Genomic DNA, 14,463 nt, shown 5'->3' on the forward strand with positions numbered 1-14,463 from the left:
CCGCGCGGCGGGGCGGTTGTCAGAACAGGTCGCCCTGGCCGGCGTCGGGCGCGGCCTTGGGACGCGGCGCGGGGGCGGGCTTCGCGCCGTCGACCACGGCGCCGCGCTCGCCGTCGCCGAACACCAGCCGCACCGCCTCGCCGGGCGCCAGCACGGCGGCGGACCGGGCCAACGCCCCGTCGGCGCGGTGGACGCGGGCGAAGCCGCGCTGCAGCGGGCGATTCGGATCGAGCGACAGGCGCAGCTTGTCGAGGGCCGAAAGCCGCTCTTCGGCCTGGGCGACCCGCCTGGCCAGGGCGGCGTTCAGCCGCAGGTTCAATTCCGGCAGCCGGGCCCGGCGCGCGGCCTGGTCGGCGCCGCGCGCCACGGCCGCGTCGAGGCGGGCCGACAGCTCGGACAGGCGCTCGGCCTTGAGGCGGCGCGGCCGGTCGAGCAGGGCCGGGGTCAGGCGCGGCGCGACCTTGGCCATGTCGTGGGCGTGGGCGGCGGTGTTGCGTTCCAGCGCCGCCTTCAGCCGCCCGGCCGACAGGTCGAAGCGCTGGGTGGCCAGGGCCAGGAGGTCGTCCAGCTTGGGCAGGCCGCGGCTGGCGGCCGACAGGCGATGGCGGCGCTCGTCGACCACGCGGCCGCCGCTACGGACCAGACGGCGCTCGTAGTCGATGACGGCCGCGCGCAGCTCGGCCAGCACGGGGGTGGCCATCTCGGCGGCGGCGGTCGGGGTCGGCGCGCGCCGGTCGGAGACGAAGTCGATCAGGGTGGTGTCGGTCTCGTGGCCGACCGCCGAGATCAGCGGGATTTCGCCTTCGGCCACGGCGCGGGCCAGGGCTTCGTCGTTGAACGCCCACAGGTCCTCGACCGAGCCGCCGCCGCGGGCGACGATCAGCACGTCGGGGCGGGGAACGGCGCCGCCCGGCGCCAGGGCGTTGAAGCCGCGAACGGCGGCGGCGACCTGGGCGGCGGCCTGGTCGCCCTGGACCACCACCGGCCACACGATCACCCGGCAGGGCCAGCGGTCGCGGATGCGGTGCAGGATGTCGCGGATCACCGCGCCGGTCGGGCTGGTCACCACGCCGACCACCGCCGGCATCGAGGGCAGCGGCCGCTTGCGCGCGGCCTCGAACAGGCCCTCGGCCTGCAGCCGGGCCTTGAGTCGTTCGAGCTGGGCCAGCAGGGCGCCCATGCCCGCCGGCTCCATGGTCTCGATGACGATCTGGTAGCGCGACCCGGCCGGATAGGTGGTGATCTTGCCGGTGACGATCACTTCCAGCCCCTGTTCGGGGCGGACGTTGAGGTTCTTGACCTGGCCCTTCCACACCACGCCGTCGATCGAGGCGCGCTCGTCCTTGAGGGTCAGATAGACGTGGCCGTTGGAGTGGAACGTCACCTTGGACAGTTCGGCGCGTAGGCGCACGAAGCCGTAGGCGTCCTCGAGCGTCCGCTTCAGGGCGAAGGCGAGTTCCGAGACGGAGTAGGGGCGGGCGTTGTCGGCTCCGGCGGCGGGAGCGTCGGCGAAGGTCATGCCGGCAGTATAGGGGCGAATCGGCGGGGCGGACGCGGTCGATCTGCGGCTTGACGCTGCGGCCCGCCCACGCCACACCCCGCGCCATGAACATCCTGCTTGTCGGCTCCGGCGGCCGCGAACACGCCCTGGCCTGGAAGATCGCCCAATCGGATCTGGTGGTTCGCCTGGTCGCGGCTCCCGGCAACCCCGGCGTCGCCGCCCTGTGCGAGACCCGCGACATCAAGGCGACCGACGTCGACGGCCTGGTCGCCCTGGCCCAGGAGATCGAGGCCGATCTGGTCGTGGTCGGGCCCGAGGTCGCGCTTGAGGCCGGTCTCGCCGACCGACTGGAGGCGTTGGAGATCGCCTGTTTCGGCCCGACCGCCCAGGCGGCGCGCCTGGAAAGCTCCAAGGCGTTCAGCAAGGATTTCGCCGTCCGTAACGGCCTGCCCACCGCCGCCCACGGGACCTTTGAGAACGCCGCCGAGGCCAAGGCTTTCCTCGACCGGTTCTCGACCCCCTATGTGATCAAGGCCGACGGGCTGGCGGCCGGCAAGGGCGTGGTGATCGCCGAGACCCGCGCCGAGGCCGAGGCCGCCATCGACGACATGCTGGGCGGCCGCTTCGGCCAGGCCGGCGCGCGCGTGGTGATCGAGGAGTTCATGGTCGGCGAGGAGGCCTCGCTGTTCGCCCTGGCCGACGGCAAGACGGCGGTGCTGTTCGGCGTCGCCCAGGACCACAAGCGCGCCTTCGACGGCGATCAGGGCCCGAACACCGGCGGCATGGGCACCTATTCGCCGGCCCCCGTCCTGACCGACGCCCTGGTCGAGCGCGCCCGCCGCGAACTGATCGCCCCGACTGTGGCGGGGCTGGCGGCCGAGGGCGCGCCCTATCGCGGCGTGCTCTACGCCGGCCTGATGCTCACGGAACAAGGTCCCAAGCTGGTCGAGTACAACGCCCGCTTCGGCGACCCCGAATGCCAGGTGCTGATGTTGCGCCTGGACAGCGACATCGTGCCCTACCTGCTGTGCGCGGCGACCGGCCAGCTGGCCGAGCTCGACCCGCCGGAATGGCGCAATGATGCGGCGATCTGCGTGGTGCTGGCAGCCGACGGCTATCCGGACGCGCCCAAAACCGGCTCGACGATCAAGGGCGCCGACCAGGACTTCGGCGAGCATGTCGTCGTCTTCCACGCCGGGACGAAGCAAGACCCGGACGGGACCCTGCGCGCGGCCGGCGGCCGGGTTCTGAACGTCTGCGCCCGTGGCGCGACGCTGCAGGAAGCCCGCGACCGGGCCTACGCCGCCATCGCCAGGATCGACTGGCCGGAAGGTTTCCACCGCGCCGACATCGGCTGGCGGGCGCTGAAAGGGTGAGCCGGTCGTGCCGACGCCCGCCTGCCTGACGGTCCTGGGGCTGCTCTGCTTGACGGGCGAAAACGGCCCGGCGACGCAAACGCCGCCCCTGGGGCTGTCGTTCGAAAGGCGGGTTCAGACGCGGCGCTACAGCGTGGCCTACGATCACTCCGATCTGTACGGCTCCTATGATCTGGACCGTATGCCAAGGCGATGCGGCCGGCGCGACGGCGCACGCGCTTGCATCGCCTATCAGGCGACCTATTCGGGCTGTTCGGTCTCCTTCGTGCTGATCGAGCCGAGCGGTCCTCGCGCGGCGTGGTCGGGGGACCGCTACAAGATCAGCTCCAACACCGCCTCGTCGCTGGTTCGTGCGGTTTCGGAAGTCTACGCGATGAGCGGCGAGCCGAACGGCGCGCCGCTGTTCCCTCTGACCCGTCTGATCGACAAGGCGCGTTTGGCGGCGTCCTGCGCTTCGGGCGCCTGAGCGGCGCTTCTGCGGCTATGGCGGAGCATCCCTTGCCCCGGCCATTCCGGGTCTGTTCAATTCCGGCGATGGCCGCGCCGTACGACGAGGCCGACGGAAGTCGTCACAAATCCTCCGAGGCTGACCAGAAGATGCGGCGCCGAATAGGGCGGGGTGTCTGCGTAGTTGTTCATGACGAAAACGTTTGGGCCGACGCGGAGACTCTCAACCTCGTGTCCGCGGGCGCGCAGGCGCGCGATAAGCGCCTCCAGATCGCGACGCCTGAAGAGGACGGTCGGTCCGCGCTCGATCGTCGCGTCGTTCGAAGAGAGGTTAAGCTCCGTCGTATGCAGCGCCACGCCGCCCGGTTTGAGCGTTTGCTCGACGGAATTGACGACGAAGTCGAGCCCCGCCTCGATGTCGCCTAGGTGTTCGAAGCAGCAGGAGGACCAGCAGAAGTCGAAATCGACCAACGCTGGATCGATCGCATTCATGTCGCAGGTCTGCCAGCGCACCCGCTGTTCGAAAATCGTGCGGTCCAGGGAACCGTTCGGCAGAGCGTCCAGCCCGGCCGCGAATTGGCCGCTAGCGCTCCACCCCGAACTTTCCGCTTGTTCCGGGGGCGCGTCGGTCGCCACGATCTCGCAGCCCAGCGCGGCGAAGGACGCCGGGAGGAGTTCGCGCCCCACGCCGAAGGCGAGGCCTCGCGCGCCCGGCCGCAGGACGCCGAGGCGCTCGGCGTGATGGAGGATGAACACCCATTCCCAGAGCTTGCGGTGAAAGCTGACGCCCACGCCGATCAAGGCGCAGATGCGGGCGAACTCAGCATGGAAGAAGTCGCTCGCGACACAGGCGGACGAAGCCATAAACGGGTAGTCGCGCGACGGGCCGATGGCCTCCGGCGACGGGAAAAAGACCATCTGCTTCCACGGCGCGGCCGCTTCAAGGCGGTTCAAGATTTCGGGGGCGAGGGCGTTGGCGAGCCGCGCAGTTATAATCGCACCTAGTCTTTTTCCGAGCACTACATCTCCCCCTCACAGTCGCGACGTGCGGGTCCCAATCTGACCGCAACGGATGAATTTACTACGGTTGAGGGGCAATCCAGGCCTCGGTAAATTCATATGTATAACTCGTGGAGGTCGGCCTAATCTCAAATCTAAGAGCTTTGGTGGCGGATGATATTGAAAATGTGCCTTGGATATATCGTCTTTGCCGCGTTACCGTGGCGGACGCGCCGTGCTGCGCGATGACGCTTCCGGAATTGTCGATTTCATCAACTGCGACCGTAGCTCCAAGTGCTGATCCATTTGGGGTCCAAAGCGCGGCGCTAAAACTATAAGTTGAATACCCGGATGGTATTGACGTTACGTCCTGATAGACGGACTGCCCATTTGGGCCATCTGGTATTGAAAGAATGAGGGCGCAATTTGAACTGCTGTTTGGGGCTTGAACGTTCTGATCGTACCCCCAGTTGAGGTTGCCAGTTCGATTCCAAGGCAAAATTGTTCCGCAGCTATAGGATGCCCCGCATTGCCCTGAGGCACCGCTGTTGTTAGTGCATTGCATGTGAGTGTTTTTAAGTATATTTAAGCTGTAGTATAAAGGATCTATGTGCCAGGAGCTTGCTGGATACCAGTCGCCCGTGGCGGATGGGATCGCAGTGCTCCAATCATGACAATCGACAAGATAATAGGTCGTGGAACCGAATATTACGGTGCCGGAGTTAGTGCCGGTTGGGCAGCGAGATACTACGGATGAGTTCGCAGCGGAGACAGTCGAACTCCAAGCTTCCCACCGAGTTTTTCCATATTCTTTTGTAAAATAGAATTCTTCGATTCCACTAGAATTGACCGATTGTCCGGAGAAGTGCCAAATCTTTATCGTGTTTAGATTCTTTCCGCTCTCGTATTTCATGAGTGGATAGTAATTCCATCCAGTATATGACATTCCGAAATTAGAATTCGGTGGGCATTGTGGCGATGACACGTTTAACGACGTTGTGGTGTCGCCATATGAAAATGGAACGGTGAGTGTTTTGGGCGCGTAAACCCAGGAGTCCGCTAGACTGCATGCCGAATTGTTCCAAATAGGCTGCCATCCAGCGCCTGGATCGTAGGTTCCCGCTGCAGAAACATATGCACCGTCCGCCAGAAGAAGATCATATCCGCTACGTCCGGTAGCAGGGTCCGCCGCGTCAAAGACAGGGGGCACGAAGGAAGTCTGGCTATCAAAGAAAGCTGTTTGCACCACCCGCAAACGGCCGCCCAATTCAGCTATCGGATAAGAGTCGCTTATCTGGCCGCCGCCGATGTCCCACTTGTGATAGGGCAGGCTTTCGCCGATCTTCAGCTTACGAGCGGTCGCTGGGCATGTGACGGGATCGGCGCTCGTGTGGCCACCACTACCATCGTCGCATACCTGCTGGACTAGGAAATCGAGCGGTGTGTCTGCCCTTGCATGAGAGGTCGGGGCGATGAGCAAAAGGCAGATGGCGAGGAAAGCGAGCGGCATCGGCCGACGCTCGGGACGACCGATAAACATTGCCTCTGATCCTCTCAATGCGGCTGCTTCTGGACAGTCCGTGGCCTCGTTACGCCAAAGTCTGCTCAACCGTACCGGCGGTGACCTCGTAGAAGTCCCAGGTGCCGGTGTTTCCACCGCGCCGACATTGGCTGTTGCGCATCCCCGGCGGTCTGACGGTCCGATCCGGCCCGGCCCCGAACTCCTCGGTGCGTTCTGGGGCGCAACTCCACGACTGGGCATGTGAGTTCGCGTTGCGAGACGCTCTCGCCCGAAGGCCGACACGGCGGAGCATCCCTTGCCCCGGTCATTTCGGCGGCTAAACTGGCGTTCAAACAAGTGTACGAGGAAGCGCCATGGCCGCCGCCGAACAGTCCGCCCAGGAGATGAATTCGGGCACCAAGGAGGTCGACGAGCGCTATCGCCTGGACGAGGCCCGGCTGGCGGCGTGGCTCAGGGACCATGTCGAGGGTTTCGCGGGGCCGCTGGAGGTGCGCCAGTTCAAGGGCGGCCAGTCCAACCCGACCTATCAGCTGGTCACGCCGGCCAAGCGCTACGTCCTGCGCCGCAAGCCGCCGGGCAAGCTGTTGCCGTCGGCCCACGCCGTCGACCGCGAGTTCAAGGTGATCTCGGCCCTGGGCAAGACCGGCTTCCCGGTCGCGCGCGCCTACGCCCTTTGCGAGGACGAGGCCGTCATCGGCACCATGTTCTACGTCATGGACATGGTCGAGGGCCGCATCCTGTGGGACGGCACGCTGCCGGAACACCAGCCGGCCGAGCGCCGGGCGATCTACAACGCCGAGATCGAGACCCTGGCCCGGCTGCACACCATCGACTACCAGGCGATCGGCCTGGGCGATTTCGGCAAGCCCGGCAACTACTTCGCCCGCCAGATCGACCGCTGGACCAAGCAGTACAAGGCGTCCGAGACCGCCAGCCTCGACACCATGAACCGGCTGATGGAATGGCTGCCCGCCACCGTTCCGGCCGACGACCAGACCTCGATCGTCCATGGCGACTATCGGCTCGACAACATGATCCTGCACGCCACTGAGCCGAAGGTGATCGCGGTGCTGGACTGGGAGCTGTCGACGCTGGGCAACCCGCTGGCCGACTTTTCGTACTTCCTGATGAACTGGGTGATGCCGAGCGACCAGCGCGGCGGCCTCTCGGAAATCACCGATCTCGGCGCCTACGGCATTCCGACCGTCGAGGAGGCGGTGGCGCAGTACTGCCGCCTGACCGGGCGTGACGGCCTGCCCCAGCTCGACTGGTACTTCTCCTACAACCTGTTCCGCTTGGCCGGCATCTGCCAGGGCATCGTCGGGCGGGTGCGCGACGGCACCGCCGCCAGTTCCCACGCCGCGCTGATGGAGGCCCGGGTGCCGATCCTGGCCAAGGGCGCCTGGGAGTTCGCCCAACGGGCCGGCGCCTGAAGCGGCCGATCCTCGTCCATTAGCGTAGGATCAGCGTGTAACGGCTTGTTCCAAAAGGCTGTCGAGCGCCTGCTCGTCCTCGAACCGGGCCCGGACCGGCCAGGAGGCGACCCGCTCGCGCCAGGCCGGCGGCAGGCGCACCCAGTCCTTTTCGGTGGTCACCAGGCCGGCGCCGAACAGCGCCGCGCGGTCGGCGAGGAAGCGCAAGGTGCGCTCGTCATAGGCGCCGTGGTCGGGAAACTGGGCGAAGTCGACCAACTCGCAGCCGGCGGCCTTGAGGCTGCGTTCGACCTTCCACGGCTTGCCGATCCCGGCGAAACCCAGTTGCGGGCCGGGCGGCGGCGGGGCCAGCGGCTCCAGCCGCGCGATCAGCACGGGCTTGCCGGCGAACAGGGCGACCAGCCCGGCGTCGGGTTCGACGAGGTCGCCGGGCAGGAGGACGATCACCGCGTCGGCGCGCGCCAGGCCCGTCGCCAGCGGCTCGCGCATCGGCCCGGCCGGGAACACCGCGCCGTCGCCGAACGGCCATTCGTCGTTGCGGGTCTCGCCGTCGACCACGACCAGGGAAAGCGCTTTCCGCACCGTCGGGTTCTGGTGGCCGTCGTCGAGCACGACCGCCTGGGCGCCGGCCTGGGCGGCGGCCCGGGCGCCGGCGGCGCGGTCGCGGGCGATCCACACCGGAAAGTCCTGGGCCAGCATCAGCGGCTCGTCGCCGACCTCGGCGGCGGTGTTGGCGGCCGGATCGACCCGCAGCGGCCCGGCGAGCTTGCCGCCATAGCCGCGCGACAGGCCGTGGGCGGCGACGCCGGCCGCGGTCAGGCGGGTCAGCAGTTCGCGGACGATCGGCGTCTTGCCGACGCCGCCCACCGTCAGGTTGCCGACGCAGATCACCGGAACGCCGGGATCGGCGGGAACGGTCCTGGCGATGCGCCGCGCGGTGGCCCCCGCCCATATCCACGACAGCGGCGTCAACAGCATGCGCGTCAGCATGGCGGTGCGGCGCTCGCGCACGTACCACCAGCGCGGCGTGGCCAGCTTCACGGGATCAGCTCCAGCACGCGGGCCGGAACTTCGCGCGCCTCGGCGTCGCGGGCCTCGACATAGGCGCGGGCTTTGGCGGCCATGTCGGCCAGGATGCGTCCGTCCAGCACCGCCGAAGTCAGATAGGGATCAAGGGCCGAGGCTTCTTTCAGCCGGGCGACCGCCTCGGCCGCCTCCAGCTCGTCATAGACCGTGCGCCAGTTGGCGACGAACGGCCCGCTGACGCACGGGCAGCCCAGTCGGGCCGGCTCCAGCGGATTATGGCCGCCAATCCCCTCGACCAGGCTGCCGCCCATGATCGCCAGGCGGGCCAGCCGGAACCACAGGCCCAGTTCGCCCAGGGTGTCGGCGATATAGACGTCGCAGCCGATGGGCGAGGCGGCCTGGCTGCGCCGCGCCGCGCTCATGCCCCGGTCGGCGCAGAGCTGGGCGATGGCCTCGCCGCGCTCGGGGTGGCGGGGGACGAGCACCAGCAGCGGCGGACCCGCGCCGGGCACGGCCAGCTGCACGAAGGCGTCGAGGATCTGCTCGTCCTCGCCGGGATGGGTGCTGGCGGCCAGCACGATCGGCCGCCGCTTGGTGACCGGCTTGAGCTTGTCGATCGCCGCCGGGTCGGCCGGCAGCGGCGGGGCGCCGAACTTGAGGTCGGCCAGCCCCTGGGTCGCCACCCCCAGGGCCGCGAACCGCTCGGCGGCGCGGGCGTCCTGGACCAGGATCAGGTCGTAGGCGCCCAGCAGGGCGCGGGCGGCCGAGCGCAGGCGCGACCAGTTGCGGAAGCTGGCCTCCGACAGCTTGGCCGACAGCAGGGCCAGCCGCGTCCCGCGCGCCCGCGCGCCCAGGATCAGGTTGGGCCACAGCTCGCTCTCGACGAAGACGGCGAGGTCGGGACGCCAGTGGTCGAGGAAGCGGCGCACGGCCGACGGGGCGTCCACCGGCGCGTATTGGTGGATGGCGCCGGCCGGCAGGCGGGCGGCCAGAAGCTCGGCCGAGGTGCGGGTGCCGGAGGTGACCAGCACGGCGGTTTCGGGCCGCTCCCGACGGATCGCCTCGACCAGGGGCAGCAGCGACAGGCTCTCGCCGACGCTGGCGCCGTGCAGCCAGACCAGGCGCCCCTCCGGGCGGGGCGTGGCGCTGCGGCCCAGCCGCTCGCCCAGCCGCGCGGGGTCTTCCTTGCCGCGCCGCGCCCGCCGGTCGAGGATCAGGGGGACGAGCGGCTGCAGCAGCGCCGTCGCGGCGGCGTAGAGGATCAGGGATAGCGGCCGGCGGCTCACGCGAGCAGCGCCTCGGCGCGATCGGTGACGGCGGTGAGGCGCGCGCCCCAGTCCTCGCCCAGGGCCGCGAGGTCGGCGTCGCCGCCGGCGGTGAACGGGCCGTCCCAGACCATGGCCGCGCGGCCGAAGGGCAGGGGGATGGATGTCCGGTCCCAGGTGCTCAGGCGGATGCAGGGCCGCGAGGCCATGCCGACCAGCAGCACCGGCGCGCCGGTCAGGCGGGCCAGCATCGGCGGCCCTTCGCCCATCACCTGGGCCGGGCCGCGCGGGCCGTCCGGGGTGATGGCGATCCCGCCGCCGCCCTTGACCCATTTGGCCATGTCGCGGAACGCCGCCGAGCCGCCCTTGATCTTGGCCGGGTCGGTCTGTTTCTGGCGCGACCCGCGGATCGAGGGAAAGCCGATCTTCTCCATGGTCTGGGCGATGAACTCGCCGTCGGCCGACTTGGAGATCAGGGCGCGCATGTCCTGCCGTTGCGGCGACTGCGGCCAGGAATTGGGCGAGAGCGGGATGCGGGCGTGCCAGAAGCACAGGATCGCGCCGGTCTCCTCGCGCCGCCGCCAGACGGCCTCGGCGCGTTCCTGTTCGTCCCGGGTCCAGCGCAGGGTGGCGTAGACGAACCGCAGATAGGCCGAGAACAGGGTGGACAGGGTCCGCACCACCCACGGCGAACGCAAAGGCCTCATCGGGCGACGGTCTCCGCGGCGGGTTCGTGGTCGAGGTCCTGGGCGCGGGCCAGGCGGGCGTAGAGCCCCTGGGCGCGCATCAGGGCGGCATGGTCGCCGGTCTCGACCACCTTGCCCTGGTCGATGACATAGATGCGGTCGGCGCCCTTCACGGTCGACAGGCGGTGGGCGATCAGCAGCGTGGCGCGGCCGGCCATCAGCCGCTCCAGCGCCGCTTGGACCTGGGCCTCGCTCTCGGTGTCGAGGGCGCTGGTCGCCTCGTCGAGCAGCAGGATCGGCGCGTCCTTGAGGAAGGCGCGGGCGATGGAGATGCGCTGGCGCTGGCCGCCCGACAGCCGCGCGCCGGCCTCGCCGACCACGGTGTCGTAGCCGTCGGGCAGGGCGGTGATGAAATCGTGCGCCGCCGCCGCCCGCGCCGCCGCCTCGACCGCCTCCTGGCCGGCGTCCGGCCTGGCGTAGGCGATGTTGGCGCGGACGGTGTCGTCGAACAGGAAGGGCTCCTGCGTCACCAGGGCGATGCGGTCGCGCAGCGAGGCCATGGTCACGGCCCGGATGTCGACGCCGTCGATGGTCACCGCGCCGGCGGTCACGTCGTAGAAGCGGGGGATCAGGTTGAGAATGGTGCTCTTGCCGCCGCCCGACGGGCCGACGAGGGCGACGGTCTCGCCGCGCAGGGCCTCCAGCGACACGCCGTCGAGCGCCGGAGCGCCGTCGTGATAGGAGAACGAGACGTTCTCGAAGCGGATGGCCGCGTCGGTCAGGACCAGCGGCCGGGCGCCGGCGGCGTCGCGGATCTCGGGCTCGACGTCGAGCGCGCCGAACAGCCGCCGCGCGGCGGTCAGGCCCTCGGCCATGACCGTCTGCAGGTTGGCCACCTGGCGCAGGGACTGCGAGGCCGCGCCGAGCGCGGTGATGAAGGTGAAGAACGCCGCCGAACCCATGCGGCCGCTCCAGCCGACATAGGCGAAGACCAGGGCCAGCACGAACATCATCAGGGTCTCGGTGGCGGGCGCGGCCTGGGCGCGGGCGTTCGAGCCCTTGATCAGGTGCTGCTGGCGGCGCTCGACCACGGCGGCGACGCGGGCCTCCTCGTCGGCCTCGCGGTTCTCGATCTTGACGATCTTGATGCCGTCCAGGCTCTCCATGATCGCGGTCGACAGGGCCGAGGTCTCGACCATCGCCCCCTTGGCGGCCTTGGTGGTGCGCTTGGAGAAGCGCCGCATCACCAGGCTGGCGATCGGGCCGATCAGCAGGATGGCCAGCGCCAGCCAGGGGTCGAGGCGGAACATCACCCAGAGGGCCCCGACGACGGTGAGGAACTCGCGGGTGTAGTTGATGACGCCGGTGGTGGCAGCCTCGCGGATCAGGCCGGCGTCGTAGAGCACCGACGAGACATAGGCCCCCGAGTGCGCGCCGCGCAGCCGCGCCAGGTCGGCCCGCACCAGCCGGCCGAACAGCTGCACCTGGACGTCGCCGACCACGCCGTTGCCGATGCGGTTGATGAAGTTGGCCTGGATGACCTGGAACAGGCCCCGCGCCAGGGCCAGGCCGGCGATGGTCAGCGGAATGACCACCAGCGCGCCCGGCTTGTGGCGGTTCAGGATGTCGTCGACCGCCGGCTGGATGATGCCGATCAGCCGGGTGGTCAGGATGGCGATGATCACCGCCGAGACGACCGCGACCGCGAAGCCCTTCCACCGCGGCGCCAGATAGGTCCTGGCGATGCGGCCGATCAGGGCGCGGTTGGTCATGGAGGGCGTGTCGTCGCTCATGCGGGGATCGGTCGGCTGATACGGCCAGGGTGTCAAGACGGCCCGGGATAGGGCGGTTGTGGTCTCGGGCTCGTCGCCCTACTTAGGGCCGTTCTGCAAGGATCGCCATTTGTCCCGTTTCGACCTCTCGACCGCCTGGGGCCGCTTCCGCACGAAGTGGAACTATTTCTGGGCCGACCACGCCTTCCTGCGGATCGGCTTCCAGAACGCCCACTGGGTCAGCCCCGAGCTGCTGCGCACCAACCAGCCCTGGCCGTTCCAGCTGGCCTGGTGGAAGAAGCAGGGGATCAAGACGGTCATCAACCTGCGCGGCGGTTTCGACGCCAGCTTCTACGCCCTTGAGAAGGACGCCTGCGAGCGCCTGGGGCTGAAGATGGTCGACTTCACCATCACCTCGCGCGAGGTCCCCAGCCGCGCCCGGGTGCTGGGCGCCCGCGACCTGTTCGAGAGCATCGAGTATCCCGCCCTGATGCACTGCAAGTCCGGAGCCGACCGGGCCGGCATCATGAGCGTGTTCTACATGCATTTCCGCCAGGGCAAGCCGATCCGCGAGGCGATGGCCGAGCTGTCGCTGCGCTATCTGCACGTCAAGCAGGGCAAGACCGGCGTGCTCGACTACGTGTTCGAACGCTACCTGGAGGAGGGCGAGCCGGCCGGCCAGTCCTTCGTCGAATGGGTCGAGAGCGACGCCTACGACCCCGCCAAGATCAAGGCGGACTTCCGCGCCCAGTGGATCGGCTCTTTGCTTACCGAGAAGCTGCTGCGGCGCGAATAGATGGGGGCGGGCGCGACGTTTTCCCCAATCGCGGGGACCCAGAATCGGACGACAACACCTCGTCGCATTCAGACGGTGTTCCATGGCTTCCCGGTCCTTCGTACCAGACGCTGACGCAAGCTTGAGTTTCAGCGCCGAGGCGTTTGAAATTCAGCGCCTGTTCGCCACGCCCTTCCTGGTCGCGCCGGTCAACGAATACGAGGCGCTGAACGAGGCCCTGACCCGGACCATCCTGCGCCGTTCGGCGGTGTCGCCGGGCGTGGTGCGCAGCAACGCCGGCGGCTGGCAGTCATCGGACGATTTCCAGGACTGGGGCGGCGCCGAGGGCGCGGCTCTGCTCGAGGCCGGGCGGCGGCTGGCCGACAGCGTGACGGCGGTGGACACCGACAAGGGGCTGGCGGGCGGCGGCCCGGCCTGGAAGATCAACGCCTGGGCCAACCTCAACCTCAACGGCCACGCCAACCACGCCCACCATCATCCGGCGGCGTTCTGGTCGGGCGTCTACTGGGTCGACGCCGGCGACGACCCCGACATCGACCAGTGCGGGGGCGAATTCGAGATGCACGATCCGCGCGGCATCCTGCCGGCCTTCTATGCGCCGCAGCTGCGCTACGCGATCCCCGGATGCCTGAGCGCCGGCCAGGCCGACTTCTTCTTTCCGCGCACGGGCGTGATGGTGCTGTTCCCGTCGTGGCTCGTACACGCCGTCCGCCCCTACGTCGGCGGCCGTCGCCGGATATCCATCGCCTTCAATCTGTCGGTGTGAACGGCGGACGAACCGCTTGCCAAGTCGGTCGGCGAGCCTAAAGTGCGAATGACTCGCAATATTATGTGCGAGCCGATCCAGCACGAAAGGCGCAGCCCATGTCCCTCGCCAGGCCCGACGCTCCCGCCGACATCCGCGAACTGACCTTCGGCGCGCACTTCGTCGTCTGGGCGTTCAGAGCCCTCGCCCTGGGGCGCAACGACAATCCGGTGGTGGCCAGGACGTTCGAGGACGCCTGTTCGCCGGTGGCCGAGGAGAGCCGCAACGCCTTCATCGTCTTCGTCCGGGAGCTTCAGCGCCTGGGCCGCCGCCGCGTGCGGCTGGCGCCGCCGGGCTGCCTGACCTTGACCCGCGACGAGCAATTGATCGTGGCGGTGTTCTCGGCGGCGCAGGAGGGGGCCCACGACCGGCTGGAGGCGCACCTGACCTGGCTGATGGGCGGCGCGCCGCGTCCGCCGCTGGCCGCCGCCGCCGCGGTGGTGGCTCAGGCCCTGGAGTTCAACGGCCACATAATTCCGGCGCCGCTGGTCGAGCCGCCGCGACGACAGGACGAGAGCAACGAAAAAACCGCGCCCGACTGGGCGCGGTCTTCGGCGGGCGAGGCCGCGGGCGGCGTGGGCTAGGAAACCCGGCGCGTCAGTCGGCGCTGGGGTCCATCAGCTTGTGCGCGTGGATGATGAAGTAACGCATGTGGGCGTTGTCGACCGTGGCCTGGGCCTTGGCCTTCCAGGCCCTGTGGGCGTCGTCGTAGCTCGGATAGGCGCCGACGAGGTCGACCTTGTCGAGATCGCGGAACTCGGAGCCGGAGACGTCTTTCAATTCGCCGCCGATGACGAGGTGAAGGAGTTGTTTGTCGGACATTGGGGGTTCGCCT

14 protein-coding genes are annotated in these 14,463 nt (G+C 68.7%); 6 read left to right on the forward strand and 8 right to left on the reverse strand.

Going from position 1 to position 14,463, the window contains the following annotated elements; all coding sequences use genetic code 11:
* Window positions 1–19 precede the first annotated feature (19 nt).
* A complete protein-coding gene (xseA, locus tag C5708_RS12300; protein WP_242921509.1) occupies window positions 20–1,519 on the reverse strand; it encodes an exodeoxyribonuclease VII large subunit in 1,500 nt (499 codons plus the stop codon).
* A gap of 86 nt (window positions 1,520–1,605) precedes the next feature.
* Here xseA and purD point away from each other — a divergent pair, with 86 nt between their 5' ends.
* Window positions 1,606–2,877 carry a phosphoribosylamine--glycine ligase gene (gene purD / locus C5708_RS12305; RefSeq protein WP_242921866.1) on the forward strand — a complete coding sequence of 424 codons (1,272 nt, stop codon included), beginning with the start codon at window positions 1,606–1,608 and terminating at the stop codon, window positions 2,875–2,877.
* Between the two features lie 7 nt (window positions 2,878–2,884).
* A complete protein-coding gene (locus C5708_RS12310) occupies window positions 2,885–3,343 on the forward strand; it encodes a hypothetical protein (RefSeq protein ID WP_242921511.1) in 459 nt (152 codons plus the stop codon).
* Between the two features lie 56 nt (window positions 3,344–3,399).
* On the opposite strand, the gene C5708_RS12315 is transcribed toward C5708_RS12310, so the two are convergent.
* Together C5708_RS12315 and C5708_RS12320 are read right to left on the reverse strand one after the other, a co-directional pair.
* Window positions 3,400–4,344 (reverse strand): class I SAM-dependent methyltransferase, encoded by a 945-nt coding sequence (locus C5708_RS12315; RefSeq protein WP_242921513.1) that lies wholly within the window; start codon window positions 4,342–4,344, stop codon window positions 3,400–3,402.
* Window positions 4,345–4,405: 61 nt separating this feature from the next.
* On the reverse strand, window positions 4,406–5,863 hold the full coding sequence (locus C5708_RS12320; RefSeq protein ID WP_242921515.1) for a hypothetical protein: 1,458 nt from the start codon (window positions 5,861–5,863) through the stop codon (window positions 4,406–4,408).
* Between the two features lie 335 nt (window positions 5,864–6,198).
* On the opposite strand from C5708_RS12320, the gene C5708_RS12325 reads away from it, so the two are divergent.
* The gene (locus C5708_RS12325) at window positions 6,199–7,278 is read left to right on the forward strand and encodes a phosphotransferase family protein (RefSeq protein ID WP_242921517.1); all 1,080 of its coding nucleotides are present in this window, start codon (window positions 6,199–6,201) and stop codon (window positions 7,276–7,278) included.
* 30 nt (window positions 7,279–7,308) lie between these two features.
* Here C5708_RS12325 and lpxK read toward each other — a convergent pair whose 3' ends face one another.
* From lpxK to C5708_RS12345, 4 genes are read right to left on the reverse strand one after another with little or no spacing between them, the layout of a single operon-like run.
* Window positions 7,309–8,319: a tetraacyldisaccharide 4'-kinase gene (lpxK, locus tag C5708_RS12330; RefSeq protein WP_242921519.1), complete on the reverse strand. Its 1,011-nt coding sequence runs from the start codon at window positions 8,317–8,319 to the stop codon at window positions 7,309–7,311.
* A complete protein-coding gene (locus C5708_RS12335; protein WP_242921521.1) occupies window positions 8,316–9,590 on the reverse strand; it encodes a 3-deoxy-D-manno-octulosonic acid transferase in 1,275 nt (424 codons plus the stop codon). Before C5708_RS12335 ends, lpxK begins: the two co-directional genes overlap by 4 nt.
* Window positions 9,587–10,276, reverse strand: a complete 690-nt coding sequence (locus C5708_RS12340) for a lysophospholipid acyltransferase family protein (RefSeq protein ID WP_242921523.1) — start codon at window positions 10,274–10,276, stop codon at window positions 9,587–9,589. Before C5708_RS12340 ends, C5708_RS12335 begins: the two co-directional genes overlap by 4 nt.
* On the reverse strand, window positions 10,273–12,048 hold the full coding sequence (locus tag C5708_RS12345) for an ABC transporter ATP-binding protein (protein ID WP_242921525.1): 1,776 nt from the start codon (window positions 12,046–12,048) through the stop codon (window positions 10,273–10,275). The genes C5708_RS12340 and C5708_RS12345 overlap by 4 nt, the downstream gene beginning before the upstream one ends.
* Before the next feature lie 109 nt (window positions 12,049–12,157).
* Here C5708_RS12345 and C5708_RS12350 point away from each other — a divergent pair, with 109 nt between their 5' ends.
* From C5708_RS12350 to C5708_RS12360, 3 genes are all read left to right on the forward strand, one after another.
* Window positions 12,158–12,823, forward strand: coding sequence for a protein tyrosine phosphatase (locus C5708_RS12350; RefSeq protein ID WP_242921527.1), 666 nt, complete (start codon window positions 12,158–12,160; stop codon window positions 12,821–12,823).
* A 121-nt stretch (window positions 12,824–12,944) separates the two neighbouring features.
* Complete coding sequence (locus C5708_RS12355) at window positions 12,945–13,589, forward strand: TIGR02466 family protein (RefSeq protein ID WP_242921529.1); 645 nt, start codon at window positions 12,945–12,947, stop codon at window positions 13,587–13,589.
* Between the two features lie 98 nt (window positions 13,590–13,687).
* The gene (locus tag C5708_RS12360) at window positions 13,688–14,212 is read left to right on the forward strand and encodes a hypothetical protein (RefSeq protein ID WP_242921531.1); all 525 of its coding nucleotides are present in this window, start codon (window positions 13,688–13,690) and stop codon (window positions 14,210–14,212) included.
* A 13-nt stretch (window positions 14,213–14,225) separates the two neighbouring features.
* On the opposite strand, the gene C5708_RS12365 is transcribed toward C5708_RS12360, so the two are convergent.
* On the reverse strand, window positions 14,226–14,450 hold the full coding sequence (locus C5708_RS12365; RefSeq protein ID WP_242921533.1) for a DUF4170 domain-containing protein: 225 nt from the start codon (window positions 14,448–14,450) through the stop codon (window positions 14,226–14,228).
* Between the last annotated feature and the right edge of the window lie 13 nt (window positions 14,451–14,463).

This window comes from Caulobacter sp. CCUG 60055 (assembly GCF_022750545.1).
Taxonomy (GTDB): domain Bacteria; phylum Pseudomonadota; class Alphaproteobacteria; order Caulobacterales; family Caulobacteraceae; genus PUIC01.